This window comes from Vibrio breoganii (genome assembly GCF_024346795.1).
Classification (GTDB): Bacteria; Pseudomonadota; Gammaproteobacteria; order Enterobacterales; family Vibrionaceae; genus Vibrio; species Vibrio breoganii.
Genome location: NZ_AP024865.1, coordinates 762,491 through 777,646, shown reverse-complemented (window position 1 = coordinate 777,646; position 15,156 = coordinate 762,491). Strand labels below are relative to the sequence as shown.

13 protein-coding genes and 1 riboswitch are annotated in these 15,156 nt (G+C 44.2%); of the genes, 7 read left to right on the top strand and 6 right to left on the bottom strand.

What is annotated here, in order from left to right:
• Positions 1–9: 9 nt before the first annotated feature.
• From OCU35_RS16590 to OCU35_RS16580, 3 genes are all read right to left on the bottom strand, one after another.
• Positions 10–3,060, bottom strand: a complete 3,051-nt coding sequence (locus tag OCU35_RS16590) for an efflux RND transporter permease subunit (protein ID WP_102381165.1) — start codon at positions 3,058–3,060, stop codon at positions 10–12.
• A gap of 8 nt (positions 3,061–3,068) precedes the next feature.
• Positions 3,069–4,151 carry an efflux RND transporter periplasmic adaptor subunit gene (locus tag OCU35_RS16585; protein WP_261825972.1) on the bottom strand — a complete coding sequence of 361 codons (1,083 nt, stop codon included), beginning with the start codon at positions 4,149–4,151 and terminating at the stop codon, positions 3,069–3,071.
• Positions 4,152–4,224: 73 nt separating this feature from the next.
• A complete protein-coding gene (locus OCU35_RS16580; RefSeq protein WP_261825971.1) occupies positions 4,225–5,130 on the bottom strand; it encodes a LysR family transcriptional regulator in 906 nt (301 codons plus the stop codon).
• A 450-nt stretch (positions 5,131–5,580) separates the two neighbouring features.
• Between OCU35_RS16580 and OCU35_RS16575 the strand changes: the two genes are divergently transcribed.
• Both OCU35_RS16575 and OCU35_RS16570 read left to right on the top strand, forming a co-directional pair.
• Positions 5,581–6,093, top strand: a complete 513-nt coding sequence (locus OCU35_RS16575) for a magnesium transporter (RefSeq protein WP_170963474.1) — start codon at positions 5,581–5,583, stop codon at positions 6,091–6,093.
• Between the two features lie 3 nt (positions 6,094–6,096).
• Complete coding sequence (locus tag OCU35_RS16570) at positions 6,097–7,128, top strand: HlyD family secretion protein (RefSeq protein ID WP_137010574.1); 1,032 nt, start codon at positions 6,097–6,099, stop codon at positions 7,126–7,128.
• A gap of 71 nt (positions 7,129–7,199) precedes the next feature.
• Here the strand turns inward: OCU35_RS16570 and OCU35_RS16565 are convergent, their stop codons facing one another.
• Complete coding sequence (locus OCU35_RS16565) at positions 7,200–8,018, bottom strand: LysR family transcriptional regulator (protein WP_137010573.1); 819 nt, start codon at positions 8,016–8,018, stop codon at positions 7,200–7,202.
• 209 nt (positions 8,019–8,227) lie between these two features.
• Here OCU35_RS16565 and OCU35_RS16560 point away from each other — a divergent pair, with 209 nt between their 5' ends.
• Positions 8,228–9,484 (top strand): OmpP1/FadL family transporter, encoded by a 1,257-nt coding sequence (locus OCU35_RS16560; RefSeq protein WP_261825970.1) that lies wholly within the window; start codon positions 8,228–8,230, stop codon positions 9,482–9,484.
• A gap of 54 nt (positions 9,485–9,538) precedes the next feature.
• Here OCU35_RS16560 and OCU35_RS16555 read toward each other — a convergent pair whose 3' ends face one another.
• On the bottom strand, positions 9,539–11,056 hold the full coding sequence (locus OCU35_RS16555) for a phospholipase D family protein (protein ID WP_261825969.1): 1,518 nt from the start codon (positions 11,054–11,056) through the stop codon (positions 9,539–9,541).
• Positions 11,057–11,085: 29 nt separating this feature from the next.
• Positions 11,086–11,814, bottom strand: coding sequence for a nitroreductase family protein (locus OCU35_RS16550; protein WP_261825968.1), 729 nt, complete (start codon positions 11,812–11,814; stop codon positions 11,086–11,088).
• 76 nt (positions 11,815–11,890) lie between these two features.
• On the opposite strand from OCU35_RS16550, the gene OCU35_RS16545 reads away from it, so the two are divergent.
• The 4 genes from OCU35_RS16545 (at position 11,891) to OCU35_RS16530 (ending at position 15,153) form a co-directional block, all read left to right on the top strand.
• Positions 11,891–12,550 (top strand): cupin domain-containing protein, encoded by a 660-nt coding sequence (locus tag OCU35_RS16545; protein WP_261825967.1) that lies wholly within the window; start codon positions 11,891–11,893, stop codon positions 12,548–12,550.
• Between the two features lie 53 nt (positions 12,551–12,603).
• Positions 12,604–12,701, top strand: a riboswitch (TPP riboswitch).
• A gap of 61 nt (positions 12,702–12,762) precedes the next feature.
• On the top strand, positions 12,763–13,587 hold the full coding sequence (gene thiD / locus OCU35_RS16540; protein ID WP_261825966.1) for a bifunctional hydroxymethylpyrimidine kinase/phosphomethylpyrimidine kinase: 825 nt from the start codon (positions 12,763–12,765) through the stop codon (positions 13,585–13,587).
• An 8-nt stretch (positions 13,588–13,595) separates the two neighbouring features.
• Positions 13,596–14,366: an ABC transporter ATP-binding protein gene (locus tag OCU35_RS16535; protein WP_261825965.1), complete on the top strand. Its 771-nt coding sequence runs from the start codon at positions 13,596–13,598 to the stop codon at positions 14,364–14,366.
• On the top strand, positions 14,359–15,153 hold the full coding sequence (locus tag OCU35_RS16530; protein ID WP_102477610.1) for an ABC transporter permease: 795 nt from the start codon (positions 14,359–14,361) through the stop codon (positions 15,151–15,153). Before OCU35_RS16535 ends, OCU35_RS16530 begins: the two co-directional genes overlap by 8 nt.
• Positions 15,154–15,156: the final 3 nt, after the last annotated feature.

Below are 15,156 nucleotides of genomic sequence, written 5' to 3'. Positions count from 1 at the left end.
ATAATTCCCTTATGCTATTTCTGTGCTGATGGTTTGTTTCGGTGCTTTTTCTTTGTATACAAGCTTGTACATCGCGGGCATTACCATTAATGAAAGAACCGTTGCTGCAGCTAATCCGCCGATGATGGTAGCCGCCATCTGGTCAAACAAGAGATCGCCCAGAAGCGGAATCATGCCCAATGCTGTGGTCAATGCCCCCATAGAAATCGCCATGGTACGGTTCATGGTAGCTTCTTTTATCGCATCAGAGAGTTCAAGGCCGTTGCGCCTTTCAAGCTCGATTTGGTCCATCAATACAATGCCGTTTTTAATGATCATACCGGTCAAAGTAATTGCGCCTATTAGAGCCATAAATCCAAATGGCTTATCCAGTAACAGTAGTGAGAACGTCGCGCCCGTTGCTGCCAGTGGCAGGGTAGTGTAGATAATGGCGGTCTGTTTAAAGCCATTGAACATAGCAATCATGATGATGGTCATGATCAGTAGGGCTTTTGGCAACTGCTTTACGATATCGGCAACGGCTTTGTGCTCGTCATAGTACTCGCCGCCCCATTCCATGCTGTAACCAGGTGGAAGGTAGATACCTTCGATTCGGTCTTTTACTGCATTTCGAACATTGGCCGGAGTTGTGTAGCGTTGAACAGCGGCTTGTGCGGTAATGGTCTTGACGCGATCGCGACGCCAAATCATGCTTTCCTCTGTTGCCAGCTCAAAACCATCCACTACTTGACCTAGAGGTACTGAGTGCAGTCCTAGCAGAGACTTCACAGGCAAGGTTTCAAGGGATGCCATATCTTGATTTGAACCACGCAGCTGAATAGGGATCAGCTCATCGTTAAGGTTCATGCGACCTAACGGCATGCCGTTAGTTCCTCGTTTCATCGCAAAGGCAATGTCTGCTCGGTTTATACCAGCGCGAAGGGCTTTGTCTTGGTTGATGATAGGTGTCAGCATTTTGCTTTGTTGGCGCCAGTCGTCACGAACGTATTTTGCGTCGGGGTGGCTTTCAAATATGGCTTTTGCCTCATCTGCAAGTTGGTGCAACACTTCTTCGTCAGGGCCTGAAAAACGTGCCTCTACGGCGTACTTATCTGCGGTAGCCAGTTTAAGGGCTCTAAATCTTGGCTCGGCATTTGGGAACGTTTCTGCAAGCCACTTATCACCGCGGGATACAAGATCATCAATAGCGAAGTAATCAGTGGCATTAATCAAGATTTGACCATAAGCGGGATCAAGTGGTTCTGGTTCTACGGTTACTGAAAATCTTGGGGCACTGGCACCGACTGATGTAGAAATACTTTCTACTTCTGGCTGAGCAAGAAGCCATTGTTCAATCTGCTTCATATCGGCAGAGGTTTGCTCTATCTTCGCGCCATTTGGAAGCCAATAGTCTAGAAATACAATAGGCCTGTCTGATTGCGGAATAAAGTTGATGGCTATATACGGAACACATACTGCTGTCGCTACAACTAGCGGTATAAGTGTACTTAGTGTTTTTATAGGATGGTCGACTATTGCGTTGATCATTCTGGAGAGTAGAGGATTCTTTTGGTTCGCACCCTTTTTGCTTGGCTTTAAGAATAACCAACACAGCAGTGCAGTCAGGGTCATAGCGACAAGCCAAGATAATAAAAGCGAAGAGGCCATGATACTAAACACTGAACCAGCAAACTCTGCAGCATCGGTTTTTGAGAATAGCACTGGGCTAGAACCCATGATTGCGATAACTGTTGCGCCTAACAGTGGCACTGCAGTTTCCTTCACTGAATCAATGGCAGCTTTGGTTCTCTCTATGCCCTTGTTCATCTTAGATTGCATCATGTCGGTAATTACAATAGCGTTATCGACCAACATCCCTAAGGCAAGGATGAAGGTACCTAGAGAGACACGATGCAAGTCTATTTCTGCAACATTCATGTATATTAGGGTCAGCAGGATAGTGATAAGCAAACTTGCACTCACTATAGATGCGCTTTTGAAGCCCATAAAAATAAGCAATACAACAAATACGATCGCGATACTTTCCATGAGGTTTACAACAAAGTCATCGATAGCAATTTGCACTTGCTCAGGCTGATAGGCAACTATTGAAACATCGACTCCCAATGGCAGTTCTGCTTCAAAGTCATTGATAACCTGATTAATCGTATCGCCAAGAGAGACAACGTTGATGCCATCCACTGGGCTAACGGCAAGGGTGACTGAGGGGTCGCCGTTGAAGCGATTTTCAGTCATTGCAGGCGTTTGATAGCCCATAGTGACATCTGCAATATCACCTAAGCGAATCATGCCACTTCCAAGTTCACTGATACCGCCCTTAATGATCAAATTCTGAATATCGGCTAAGGATTCAAACTCACTGGTTTGTGCCACTCTGATTCGTTCTTGACCGGCTGCAAACTGACCCGCTTCAAAGGTCATGTTCTGAGTATTTAATTGGCTCCAAACTTGAGCGACAGAAAGCCCGTATTGCGCCAAGCGCTCATCCGGCATATCAATGTAAACCACACGTGGCTGAACGCCGTGCAGCTCTATTTTCTTAATGCCTTCTACGGCTTTGATACGGCGTTGCAACTCTTCGGCATATTGTCGCAGCTCTTCAGGCGCGGCGTCAGTGCCGTGAATGGCGAACAGCATGCCGTATACCTCAGAGAACTCATCTTGAACGATCGAGATTTGAGCACTGGTTGGCAATTGCAATTTTACATCTGAAACCTTGCGACGAAGTAGTTCCCATTGTTGGGGTAACTCATCGGAGTTCAAGCTCTCGTTGAGGTCGACAAATACCATAGATACCCCAGGACGAGATAACGAGCGTAAGCGATTGAGCTCTGCCATCTCTTGTAGCTTGGTTTCTACGGTATCTGTGACTTGTTGCTCTACTTCTTCTGCGCTTGCGCCAGGATAAAGAGTAACAACAACCGCCGTCTTAACGGTAAAGGTAGGGTCTTCTAATTTTCCAAGATCAAAATATGAGTACAGCCCCGCGATGATACTCAACACGGTGAAAAAGAGTACGAAGGTACGTTGTCTAATAGCAAATTCAGCTAGATTAATCATGTTTGTTCCTATAACTCTCGCACAGTGATTTTGTCTGCTTTGTCGCCTTCTTCAAGGTAGTGTGTACCGCTGATGACCACTTGATCTCCTGTCGAAAACTCACCTTTGATGCAGGCAGTTTTGGCATCGATTGAATCTAAGTCTACGGAACGTGGAGCAATGATGCCCTCCTCGACAACATGCACGCGCATATCGTGCTTGTTACCCAATAGAGCAGAGTAAGGAATACAATAAGAGGAGTCAGCCAGTGACAAATTTGCTAAAACCGTCACTGATTTTCCTGGAAAGACAACATCAGATGGTTTGTCTAACGTCATAGTCACCGTATAGGTTTGCTTGATTAGGTGAGGCTTTGTAGCAATTTCACTAACGGTTGCTGGAAGTGATTCTTTGGCTTGATACCAAGTCACTTCTACTTGCTGTTCAGCTTTGAATTCATGAATAAGGTTTTCAGGTACATCGATATCCACCTCAAGTTTGTTGTTGTTCTGCAATGATACAACGGCGATACCAGGAAGAATTTGTTCGTGCTGTTCGTAATTGACGCTACCGATGGCCCCACTAAATGGTGCTTTTAATTCGGTGTATCTTAGGGTGTCTTCTGCGCGTTGAATGTTTTTTTGTACTACTTTTACCGCAGATAAGCTTCGTTCATAACCACTAATCGCGCGGTCAAGATTGACACTCGCTATTGCATCGTCTTCGATCGCTTGCTCTACACGAGCCAGTTCGGCCTTAGCCAGCTTGTGTGCTGATTGAGCTTCAAGCATTCGAGCTTCTAGTTCTTCTAAAGCTACTTGATAGTCATGTGGGTCTAGGCGAGCAATGGTTTGGCCTTTCTTTACAAAATCGCCTTTGCTGACGAGAAGTTCATTAATGGTTCCAGGAACACGAAAGGCGACACCGGCTTTTTCTTGAGATTGAACTACGCCAGTAAATTGTTTTGTGGATTTAAAAGACGGGTCTTCAAGCTCTACAACCTGAATGCTGCGTTGAGGCTTTGAAGCAAGCTTAGGTGTGGATTCTATCTGTTGGCATGCGCTAAGTAGCAGGACTACAGTGCTTGCTAGTATGGTTTTTGAATACTGCATATTCGGGCTCCTATATTCTAATAGCCCGATTGTAAGTGTTTCTTTGTACTAGATAATCTGTCTCAGTTAAGAATCACTGTCTCATTTTTTGTGACAATTGAGTGTCCTGTGGGATTCTTTGTAATAAATAATCTATCAATAAACGACTGGCATAGTTCAGCGTCTGTGCCTTTGGGTGTAGTAAATAGGACTGGTATGTCACTGAGGCAGTTTTTGGCAATACCTTAACCAGTGTGCCTTGTTGTAACTCTTCTTTAGCTGCAAGTTCAGGCAAGAAACCGATCCCTCTTCCCATAACCAGTCCCCTAAGAATAAATCCCACGCTATTGCACACTAGCCATGGGGATACTGAGATTTTTCCTGTCTCAAAATGCCACAATTTGTCTACGTTGCCACTAGGCCAGCGATAACACATTACTTTGTGTTTATGCAGATCGGCCAACTCTTCTATCGGTTCATTGTTTTTAATGTAGTCAGGTGAGGCGAGCAAGCTGTTATTGAGCGGCATAAGAGGCTTAGCGATCAAATCCGAATCTTCTAAATCGCCCCCATGAAAAGAGATGTCTAAGCCGTATTGATACACTTCTTGAAAGCCGTTGCTCACCGTTCGAAGATCAAGCTCGACATTTGGATACATATCATGAAAATCAAAGAGGGCGGGCTGAACAAAATCATAGGTTTCTGCAAGCAAGCCAAGTTTGACCTTTCCTGATACTTCTCGGCTAGAGTAGGTCACAGCTTGATTGGCATCGTCTAACAACTCGACAACCTTTTGTACCTTGCTGAAGTAGCTATCACCGTTGTGAGTGAGCGACAAAGAGCGAGTAGTGCGGTGGAATAGCTGTGTATTCAGTTCTTTCTCAAGGTCGTTGATACGTCTGCTGACATTAGCACGAGGCAGGTCAAGTGCGTTTGCGGCAGCGGTAAAGCTACCCAATTCAACCACGCGAAGGAACAGTTTCAAGTCTTCAGTCTTCATGAAAAATCTATTGTCTGAGTGAGTGCTAGTAAGTTTATTTTAGGATAACTTAGTTAGTCAGCGTTCGATATAGCAGTGGTTACAGTTCTTATTCATAAATCAGTTTTATGAACCATCTAAACCCCAGTACCGTTATCTCTTTCAAGTGCTTGGTTACAATGAACCAAGTAAAAAAATAAAGAGAAGCAGACATGAAAAAGCTTGAGTTTGGATTAGGGCCTATTGACATAGGACACATTGCCATCGGCATCGGTATGTTGCTTGTGTGTATCTTCTTTGGCGCTTTATAGGCATCAATTTTAAGTAAGTAGTTTTTGTTTTTAGAGGGTACTGTTTATACGTAAGCAGTGCTTAAGTGTGCGCGTAAGAAAAGGAATAACGCATATTCCTACAGCGTACTGCAGATAGCTTAGAATCTGCGCGAAACTCATAACAAGAAGCGAAAACAAAATGTCTGCTACCTCTTTACCTTCTTCTAACGAAGGCCTGGGAAGAAAAATAGCAAGGAGCATCATTTCAGTTGTCTTATATGTGCTTAAGGCTGTGATTGTTTTTGGCGTTATCGCCGGAGCATCTATTGCTTTATCCAAATTAGGCTCTATCCATGGAAAGGATCTACCCGCTGAATATTTCGTCGACGGATACCCTACAATCCTCAAACTACTCGACTCTGAAGTCTTCATGGGCTTCGTATTCTTTGTCACCATCGCAATACTGGTTTATTTGGTGTATTTGTTTTGGCAACTGCATGAAATCGCGGTACACAAGGCCTCAGAAATGTCGAGCGCCCACACCCAAATCGTTTTTGCCCTATCTTTGTGTGGTCTGTTTATCAATAAGGTCTGGTGGGTACTAGCCATCATCATCGCATTTGCTCGTTGGGATGTTATTGGAGAGTCGATCTCTAGAATTATTCGAAACGGTATTTCTGGCAAAACTCAAACTAAAGCATCTGAGGAATAATCAATGAAAGAGATTATGCTACCTTACATCCTGATTTGCTGGATCTTGGTTAAGACAGGTGTGGTTAAATGGAATCTGCGAAGCGGTACCGTAATGGTCGGCATTGGCATGTTCCTAACGATTATGCTGTTTATCGCGCACCGTTTTTGGTCTCCTGCTGATTTGACCGACAGTACAACGGTTAAAGCGCCGCACGCGGTATTAAGTCCGTTGATTGGTCAAGAGGTTGATCAAGTGTTCGTTACTCACAACCAGATGGTGAAAGAAGGTGATCTTATTTACACCTTGCGCTCAGAAGATACAGAATCACAGCTAGAAAGCCTAGACGCACAAAAGAAAGCGAGTGAAGCTGAAATTCTGTCATTGCGCACTCAACAGAACAATGACAAAAGGACTCTTGCTCGTCTTAAGAAGCTAAAAGACTTTGCCCATGAATCAGAACGTGACGCAACGCGCACAGCGATTGAAACAGCGGAAGCAAAAATTGCAGCGGCACATGCACAAATCATGAACGTTGACGCACAAATTGCTACGGCTAAATGGCAGCATGAGCGCCGTGAAGTTCGCGCGCCGTTTGACGGACAGCTTTCTATTACAAACATCACAAGCGGTACAAGAGTGGGTAACATGCACTTGTACTCAACGGAGAAGAAGTTTGTTGAGATGCGTATTCCTGATCAAACGTATCGTGGAATTAAAAAAGGGCAGTTTGCTGAGTTTTATGTAGCCGCTTATCCTGGAGAGATTTTCCGTGGTCGCGTACACAGTGTCACGGCAGGTACTGGTGAAGCGCAGGTTCAGGTACGTCAAGGTAGCCAGCATGTGAGACAGCACGTTGGAAACAACATGAACTCACATGGTCGTACTATCGTGATTGAGTTTAATGAGCCCGAAGGCTATAACATCCCAATTGGTTCAACAGGTGCCGGCTGGGTTTCAGCGGACAAGCCACACTCAATATTTGGCTTTATGGACATCATTGGTGGTGCTACCGTTCGTCTTAAGTCTTATAAAGCCTATTTGTCAGCCTTATAATTTACATTAGGCCCTTACAACAAAAGGCAGTATCACTACAGTGATACTGCCTTTTGTCTAATAGGTCGAATCTAAAAAGTATCTTTAGAATTTAGTACTTCGTTTATGCATTTTTCTACTAGCGAAGTTAGCCAAACATTCTTGGGTGACTTTCTTTTTGAGGCTTTAAGAAGTAGAGCTGTGTCTATTCCTAGGTCTGGAATGTCTGCATCTTTTCTATATGAGTCATAAGTCATAGTTTGAGCATGATCCAATAATTGTGTAACCAACGTATAGTTATCAACAAATATAGTAGCTTCTATATCGGGTAGTGCACGTTGAAAGGGGTTTATGTAGTCGTTTACACCAGAAGCAATATACTTTACATACTCTCCATTAGGATTACCTTTAAAAAAACCTGAGCCCTCAAATAGCTTCTTTTGATAAATTGTTTGTGGATGATCACTAAGAATATGAATACCTAAATCGACATCTTCGTCAAGAATCATATTTTCAGACAGTTTAGTCCAATTTCTAATCTCAATGATGGCGTCAGTTTCTTGTCTAATTTTGTCAATAATATGGCGACCGAATTGTATTACAAGAGGATCTAGAATATGAATAGTAACTCGATCCACATTTTCTGGTGAAAACTCTTCTGGTTCTAGAGACTGAGAAATCTGCTCTATAGCGTTTTGGATCTTGGGTTGTATTCCCAACGCATAAGAAGTTGGCGATAACCCCTCTGCACTTCTCGTAAATAGAGGATCATCGAGTTCTTCTCGTAATTGGGCCAATACCTTAGAAATATATGACTGTGAGCGCCCGAGTTTTTTCGCTGTTCGTTGAGTCGAGTGTGTTTGCATCAAATTCAAAAACACATTCAATGAGTTGAGGTCTGTAATTCTCATTTTAACGCCAATACTATTATACATTACGTATAGATTAGCAAAAAACTAATGAAATCAATAAGATTATAGAGAATAAGTTCACTTTAATTGTCTAGTGATAATCGATATTCCTACAAGCTATAAGCCTATCAATATAATGCATAGAGATACGGATTTGGCTATTGATGAGCTAAATCCCTAGGCCTACTCAATTATAGATTTGGAAAATTATGTCAAACAATAGACTTCCATCCATCACATCGGCAGTGTCAACTAAGCAATCTTCTAATTTATCACTTTCTCGCTTAGCCATGATGACTTCTGTAGCTCTTGCTTCTTCTTTGCCAACAATGGCAAGCGCAAGTGGATTATTTCTTCAAGAAGCGGTGACTGCGAATGCAGGTGTTGCTGGAGCGGGTGATGGTGTGTATACCGAATCCGCGGCTGCTCTGTGGACAAACCCTGCAACTATGTCTTTCATGGGAGAATCATTAACGACTATTAATGTAATGGCGTTTGATCTGAAAATGAAATATATCGATGATGATGATCCTGCCGGAAATGGTGAAGGACAATCTTACCTACCGTCTATTTCTATTTTCCATGCTCATCAGGTTTCGGAAAAAGTGCACTTAGGATTGGCGTTAGGTGCAGCTGGTGGCTCAAGCTTATCTTATGGTGATGACTGGGCAGGTGCCGGTGCATTAGATTCAATTACTCTAAATATAATAGTTATTAATCCATCTATGTCCTACAAGATCAATGACCAGTGGTCTCTTGGCGGAGGTGTGCAATTTAGTTGGGCAGCACTTGAACAATCGACTGCATTAGTGACAGCAGAGCAAGATTCTGACTGGGCTTATGGGTATAACGTGGGCGTTATGTACCGCCCAACACAAGATCTAGACTTTGGGTTGAGTTATCGCTCCAAATCAGAGCACGAATTTAAAATGGACCTTAAGCCAACTCTGGGACCTATTAATTCTTTGAGCACTGAGATTGATGTACCTGAAATTATCGATCTAAGCGTTCGCTATGGCTTTAGTGAGCAACTCAATTTACTAACAAGCATTCAATATCATCGTTGGAGCCGTTGGGATGACTCTGTTCTGGATCTTGGACTTCCTGTAGGCGATGGTCTGACTATTAAGCGTGACTGGGATGATGTTTGGAAGTTCGCTGTCGGTGCTGATTACAAACTTAGTTCGGATTGGCGCTTAAAAGCCGGCTTTTCTTACGAAACATCACCGCAAGACGATCCTTCAAAGCAATGGGCTGATCTACCAGTGGGCGAGCAATATCGTTATTCGGTAGGTGCTTCGACAAATTGGGATAATGTCGGTATTGATTTCTTCTATGAGTATGCTGATCTTGGTGATGTTAAATCGGCTCAGCGATCGCTTGGTGGACCTTTGGACAATAGTGTAGGTGTTAACGGCACCTTCGACGGACGCATCCACTTCGTAGGTGTGAACTTAACTATCTAATCTAGATAAACAAAAGCAAAACATACGAAATAGCCGACTTAAAGTCGGCTATTTTTATAACTGGTCTTCAATAGGCAGAATGCCCGCCATCCATGATCCCATTCGCCTCCACACACTTGCATCGGGCTCGCTAGTCAAGGTTTCTCCATTTTCGAGATCTCGCCAAACCAAGTCACCATCTTCTATTTCCAATTTATAGGCTGACTCTATTAGCTGCGCTTGTATTTCTGATTTTGACTCTGTTACAAAGGCTTTATGATCGAGAATTACGGCCATTTCAGTGTTGATATGGGCAGACCTAGGGTCCCAGTTCATCGAACCAACGAACAAAATGTGGTCGTCAATAAGCATGATCTTGGCATGCAGACTAGAGTGACCGCTACCCGTCATTGACCACTTACTTTTTATATTGGCAGAAGCCTTTACCTCCCAGAGCTCTACGCCACCCTTAAGAAGGTCTTTTCTATATTTAGAGTACCAACCATGCACGGCATACACATCGTTAGAGGCAAGAGAATTGGTAATAATGGCTACTTTCTTACCTGATTTGACGCCATCGACAAGCAGTGCAGTACCATCCGCAGTGGGTACGAAATAAGGCGAAATAATGATAAGTTCCGAATCAACACCTTCCAAAATTAACTGTAGGTCATCGATTAATTGGCTTCCTTCGCCAACGATTTTATTGGGCCTATCATAGAGAAGTTTACCTTCGCCCCAATATAACTGCAGTTTATGCTCTCTCATCTTGGAGTAGAATTGCAGGCGGGTCATGTCATATGCTCCAGAGGTAAATTGTTCTTCAAGTTCCTCATCCACTACAAACTGTTCTACTTCTTCTCTCTTTAATTCTGTTGCACTAGAGGTAATCCAATCAATAGGAACGGCAAAATCACTGTTCCAGTACTTGTCGAATTGCTCTCCGGTTTGTTCTACCGTGTTGCCATAAATTAATAAGTCAAAATCCCCAAACTCTACTGGTGAGTGATAGGAAAAATATTCATTTCCTATGTTTCTACCACCTACAACACTAGCGACACTATCTGCGGTAAGGGACTTATTGTGCATGCGGCTGTTTAGTCGTTCGAAGTCGGCTAGAAATCCCAGACCTCTCGCCGAGCGATAGTTGTTCGGATTAAATAGTCGAACATCAATATTAGGGTGGGAGTGAAGGTAGGCAAGATTATCGTCATTGCGCTTTTGCATGTCATCTAGCAATATTCGAACCCTAACACCGCGTTCTGCTGCCTCGAATAACCGCCAAGTCATTAAGTTGCCAGTGGCATCGTCACGGTAGATGTAATATTGAAGATCTAAGGTGTGCTCTGCAGACTCAATCAACACAATGCGTGCAAGTAGCGCATCGTGACCCTTATCTAAGGGGTAGAATCCAGTATAGATTGAGGTGTCATACTCTGATTGGTCAAAGTATTGAGCTAACTTACTGTCAGCCTGATAGCCAAGTTGATGTGTGACTGACTTTGGAAGAGGAGTCTGCTGTTGAGTAGCACACCCTGAAAGGATGCCAACAAATAAAACCAGTATTAGTTTCCAATGAGCAAATGTTGGCAATGATGACTTCCTTTGTTCTCTGTTGATGCTTAATGCTTGAAAATAACTTCTTCGTTTGGCACTCGATGTCTCTCTCCGTAGATGCCTTCTTCCGTTCGCTTGCCTACGCTAACAATCATAGTGATTTCATCATTTTTACCCAAGCCAAGTAGCTTTTTAGCGCGAACTGAATCAAAGCCTTCCATTGGGCAGGTGTCATAACCTTGGTCGCGTATCGCAGTCATAAAAGTCATTGCGGCTAAAGATGTGCTTTTATGCAGGCAGACTCGTAGGTCTTGCTTGGTGACTTCTCTCAACATAGGTTTCTTAATGCCCATAAAGGTCATCATGAGCTTTCTAAGAAAACCTTTGATGCCCAAGCTGTCATTACTATAAACAAACGGAATCAGTTTTTCGTAGTACCTAGTCGCACGCTTTGCGATGTCATCCATTGGCCTGCCCGCAAAATTCTCGCGTACCTGCGCTGCATTCATTTTAGCTCTTTGCTGCCATTTGTCTGGGGTAGTAACAAAAACCACCATTTCATTGGCCGTCTTAGCTGCATTCTGCCCCATACAGTATTTCGCAAGCTCGGCACGCTTCTCTTCACTGATGACTCGATGGAATTCCCACAACTGCATGTTACTGCTGTTTGGACTCAACACGGTCAACTCCAGCGCTTGTTGTACCTTGTCGTGGTCGAAATCTGCAGTTTGATCGTACTTGCGAACGGATCGGCGAGAGTGAATTAATTCTGAAAAGGGAAGATGTTCTGACATAACAAAGACTAAAATGATTAAGGATTCGTGTTTGTAACAGCTAATTTGATATGTTTCAACAAAGTAGGGGAAATGAATGTCATTGAATATGGATGTAAAACAAGGCGTTGTGATACAAGCATTGAATATGGATTGGCTGGCCAGCCCAGCCAAAGGCGTATGGCGAAAACCATTAGAGCGTGAAGCGGCCGAAACAGGACTTGTGACCTCAATAGTTAAATACGAGGCTGGCTCTCGGTTTTCTGAGCACAGTCATCCGTTTGGAGAAGAGATCTTCGTACTAGAAGGTGTCTTCTCAGATGAGGAGGGGGATTATCCTGCGGGCACTTATATTCGCAATCCTCCTGGTAGCAAACACTCTCCATTTAGCGAGCAGGGGTGTACCTTGTTTGTGAAGCTCAATCAATTTGATAAGGCAGATAAAACCACGGTGAGAATCAATACCCAAACCCAGCTTTGGCTGGCGGGAATTGGTAACTTGGAGGTTATGCCTTTGCATTCTTTTGAGGCTGAGAACGTGGCTTTAGTAAAATGGCCGAAAGGCGAACGCTTTCAACCTCATTCTCATTTTGGTGGAGAGGAGATTTTGGTTCTTTCTGGCGAGTTCCAAGATGAGTTTGGTCAATATCCTCAATACACTTGGATTCGTAGCCCTCACCAGAGTCAACATTTCCCATTTGTCGAAGAAGACACCATTATCTATGTCAAGACAGGGCATTTATTGTCTAGACTCTGAGTTTTGTCTATTTCTAGTTTCCTACCCATACTGACTCTGTTAGTATCGCCCCATCGTATTAGTCGGGGAGCCAATAGGCTGAGATCGCAGTAGCGAACCCGTGGAACCTGATTCAGTTAGTGCTGACGTAGGGAACTAGTCGCCATTCTAGCTATAGATCTTACTGTCCATAGCACAGCAGGCCTGGTTTCCGTTCGTCTGACGAAAAGGAAATGCCTGTGTCCCAATCAAAAAAGACTCCAATTGTTCTCACTATCGCTGGCTCTGACAGTGGTGGCGGTGCTGGTATTCAAGCCGACATTAAAGCCATCTCAGCAACCGGTAGCTACGCCTGCTCTGTAATCACAGCATTGACTGCGCAAAATACTCAGGGTGTGACTGGCATTTTGCCGATTTCGGCTGAGTTTATCGAACAGCAACTTGACGCCGTATTTACCGACCTTGATGTTGTAGCGGTAAAAGTCGGCATGCTTGCTGAAGCGGGTCTTATTCAAGCGGTAGTCAGAAAACTTAAGCAATACCAACCAAGATACCTAGTTGTAGACCCTGTCATGGTGGCAACAAGCGGTGATCTTCTTCTTCAGCAATCGGCTATCGAAACTCTGAAAATAGAGCTTCTTCCACTTGCGGATGTCATCACGCCAAACTTGCCGGAAGCAGCAACGTTGTTAGGTCAGTCTCTGCCAACGACCGAGGCACAAATGAATGCGATGATTGAAGATCTTCGAGGCTTGGACTGTAAAGCGATACTGCTTAAGGGGGGTCACTTAGAAAGTGAATCTACCAGTACTGATCTTCTTATTACGCCTAATGAGGTTGAAACCTTTACCGTTGAGCGTGTGAATACGCAAAATACCCATGGTACGGGTTGCACCTTATCTTCAGCGATCGCTTCTTTCTTAGCTCAAACGGGCTCACTGAGTGAATCCGTCGCTTTAGGAAAGAACTACATTTCCAATGCCATCGCCCATGCGGATGAATTGGAAGTGGGCAGTGGTCACGGCCCCGTGCACCATTTCTACGCCTTAAACAAATAGTACAGGTTATGTCGATTCATTCGCCTATGGGCATAGTGATTGAAAACGGAAGCTTGCAGTTCTCTGATGCAAGTTCCCCCCTGTTTAGCGACCTAAATCTACGCTTTCCTGAGGGAAGCTTTAGCAGTGTGCTGGGTAAAAGTGGCTGTGGTAAAACAAGCCTACTTCGCTTGTTGGCTGGGTTATTACCTGAAGATGTGCATTGGAGTGGCTCTATTCAAAGTGGCTTTAAGCATAATCTATCAGACTCAATCGCCTATATGGCGCAGCAAGATTTGTTAATGCCGTGGCTGAATGTGCTTGAGAATGTGTGCTTTAGTGACCGCTTTAGTCAAAAAAAGCTGAATAAACAGCAGCAGGCTGAGCGAAAACAACAGGCGAGTAGATTGCTGTCTAAATTAGGTTTAGAAGGGCAGGAAGATGTTTATCCAAGACAGCTTTCCGGCGGAATGAAACAGCGCGTCGCTCTTGCAAGAACCTTGATGCAAGACAAGCCTGTAGTGTTAATGGATGAACCCTTTTCTGCGTTAGATGCCGTCACGCGCTATCGTCTGCAAGATCTTGCTTGTGAGATGCTTGAAGGTAAAACGGTGGTTTTGATTACCCACGATCCACAAGAAGCCTTACGCCTTAGCGACCATATCTATCTGATGCAATCTCAGCCAGTAGAGATTGAAACTGTGCCTGTGCCAAGTGGAGATACACCGCGCCTGATCAATGCTGAAATGGCCGAGCTTCAACAAAGCATTATCGAGCAATTGGGAGGTCGTGATGACTAAACAAGTCGTTATTCAGCAAGGCCTTACCAGCCGAGTAAAAGCAAATACTTCTCACGTGATGCGCTTGATCATCTCATGCTTGGTGGTGCTTGGCTTATGGCAGGCAACGGTATCATTCTTTGATTTACCAAGCTTTATCTTGCCTGAGCCCATTGCGGTATTTGATCGTCTTGGCAGTCGCAGTGATGTACTTCTTCAACATACGATTGTTACCTCGCAAGAGATTGTTCTAGGGCTGTTGTTAGGCCTTAGCATGGGCCTGATGTTTGCCCTACAGATGTTGCTGTTCGAACCTCTGCGCCGTTGGTTACTGCCTATATTGATTGCCTCGCAAGCGATTCCCGTTTTTGCCATTGCGCCAATACTCATGCTTTGGTTTGGCTATGGCATAGCCTCAAAGGTTGTGATGGCTGCTCTAATTATCTTTTTCCCCGTGACCACATGTTGTTATGACGGACTGCGTAATACGCCAAAGGGCTACCTTGATTTGAGCAAAACCATGGGAGCCTCGCGTTGGCAACAACTCACACAAGTTCGATTACCTGCAGCCATGCCAGCATTGGCCTCTGGTATTCGTGTGGCTGTGGTGGTTGCGCCAATTGGTGCAGTAGTGGGCGAGTGGGTTGGCTCTAGCGCTGGTCTTGGTTATTTGATGCTTCAGGCCAACGCGCGAATGATGATTGATGAGATGTTTGCGGCGCTGTTTATTCTGGCACTTATCTCGGTCACCCTTTATTTCATCACAGACAGACTACTCAACAAATTTATCCCTTGGCAGTTTGATTAACTG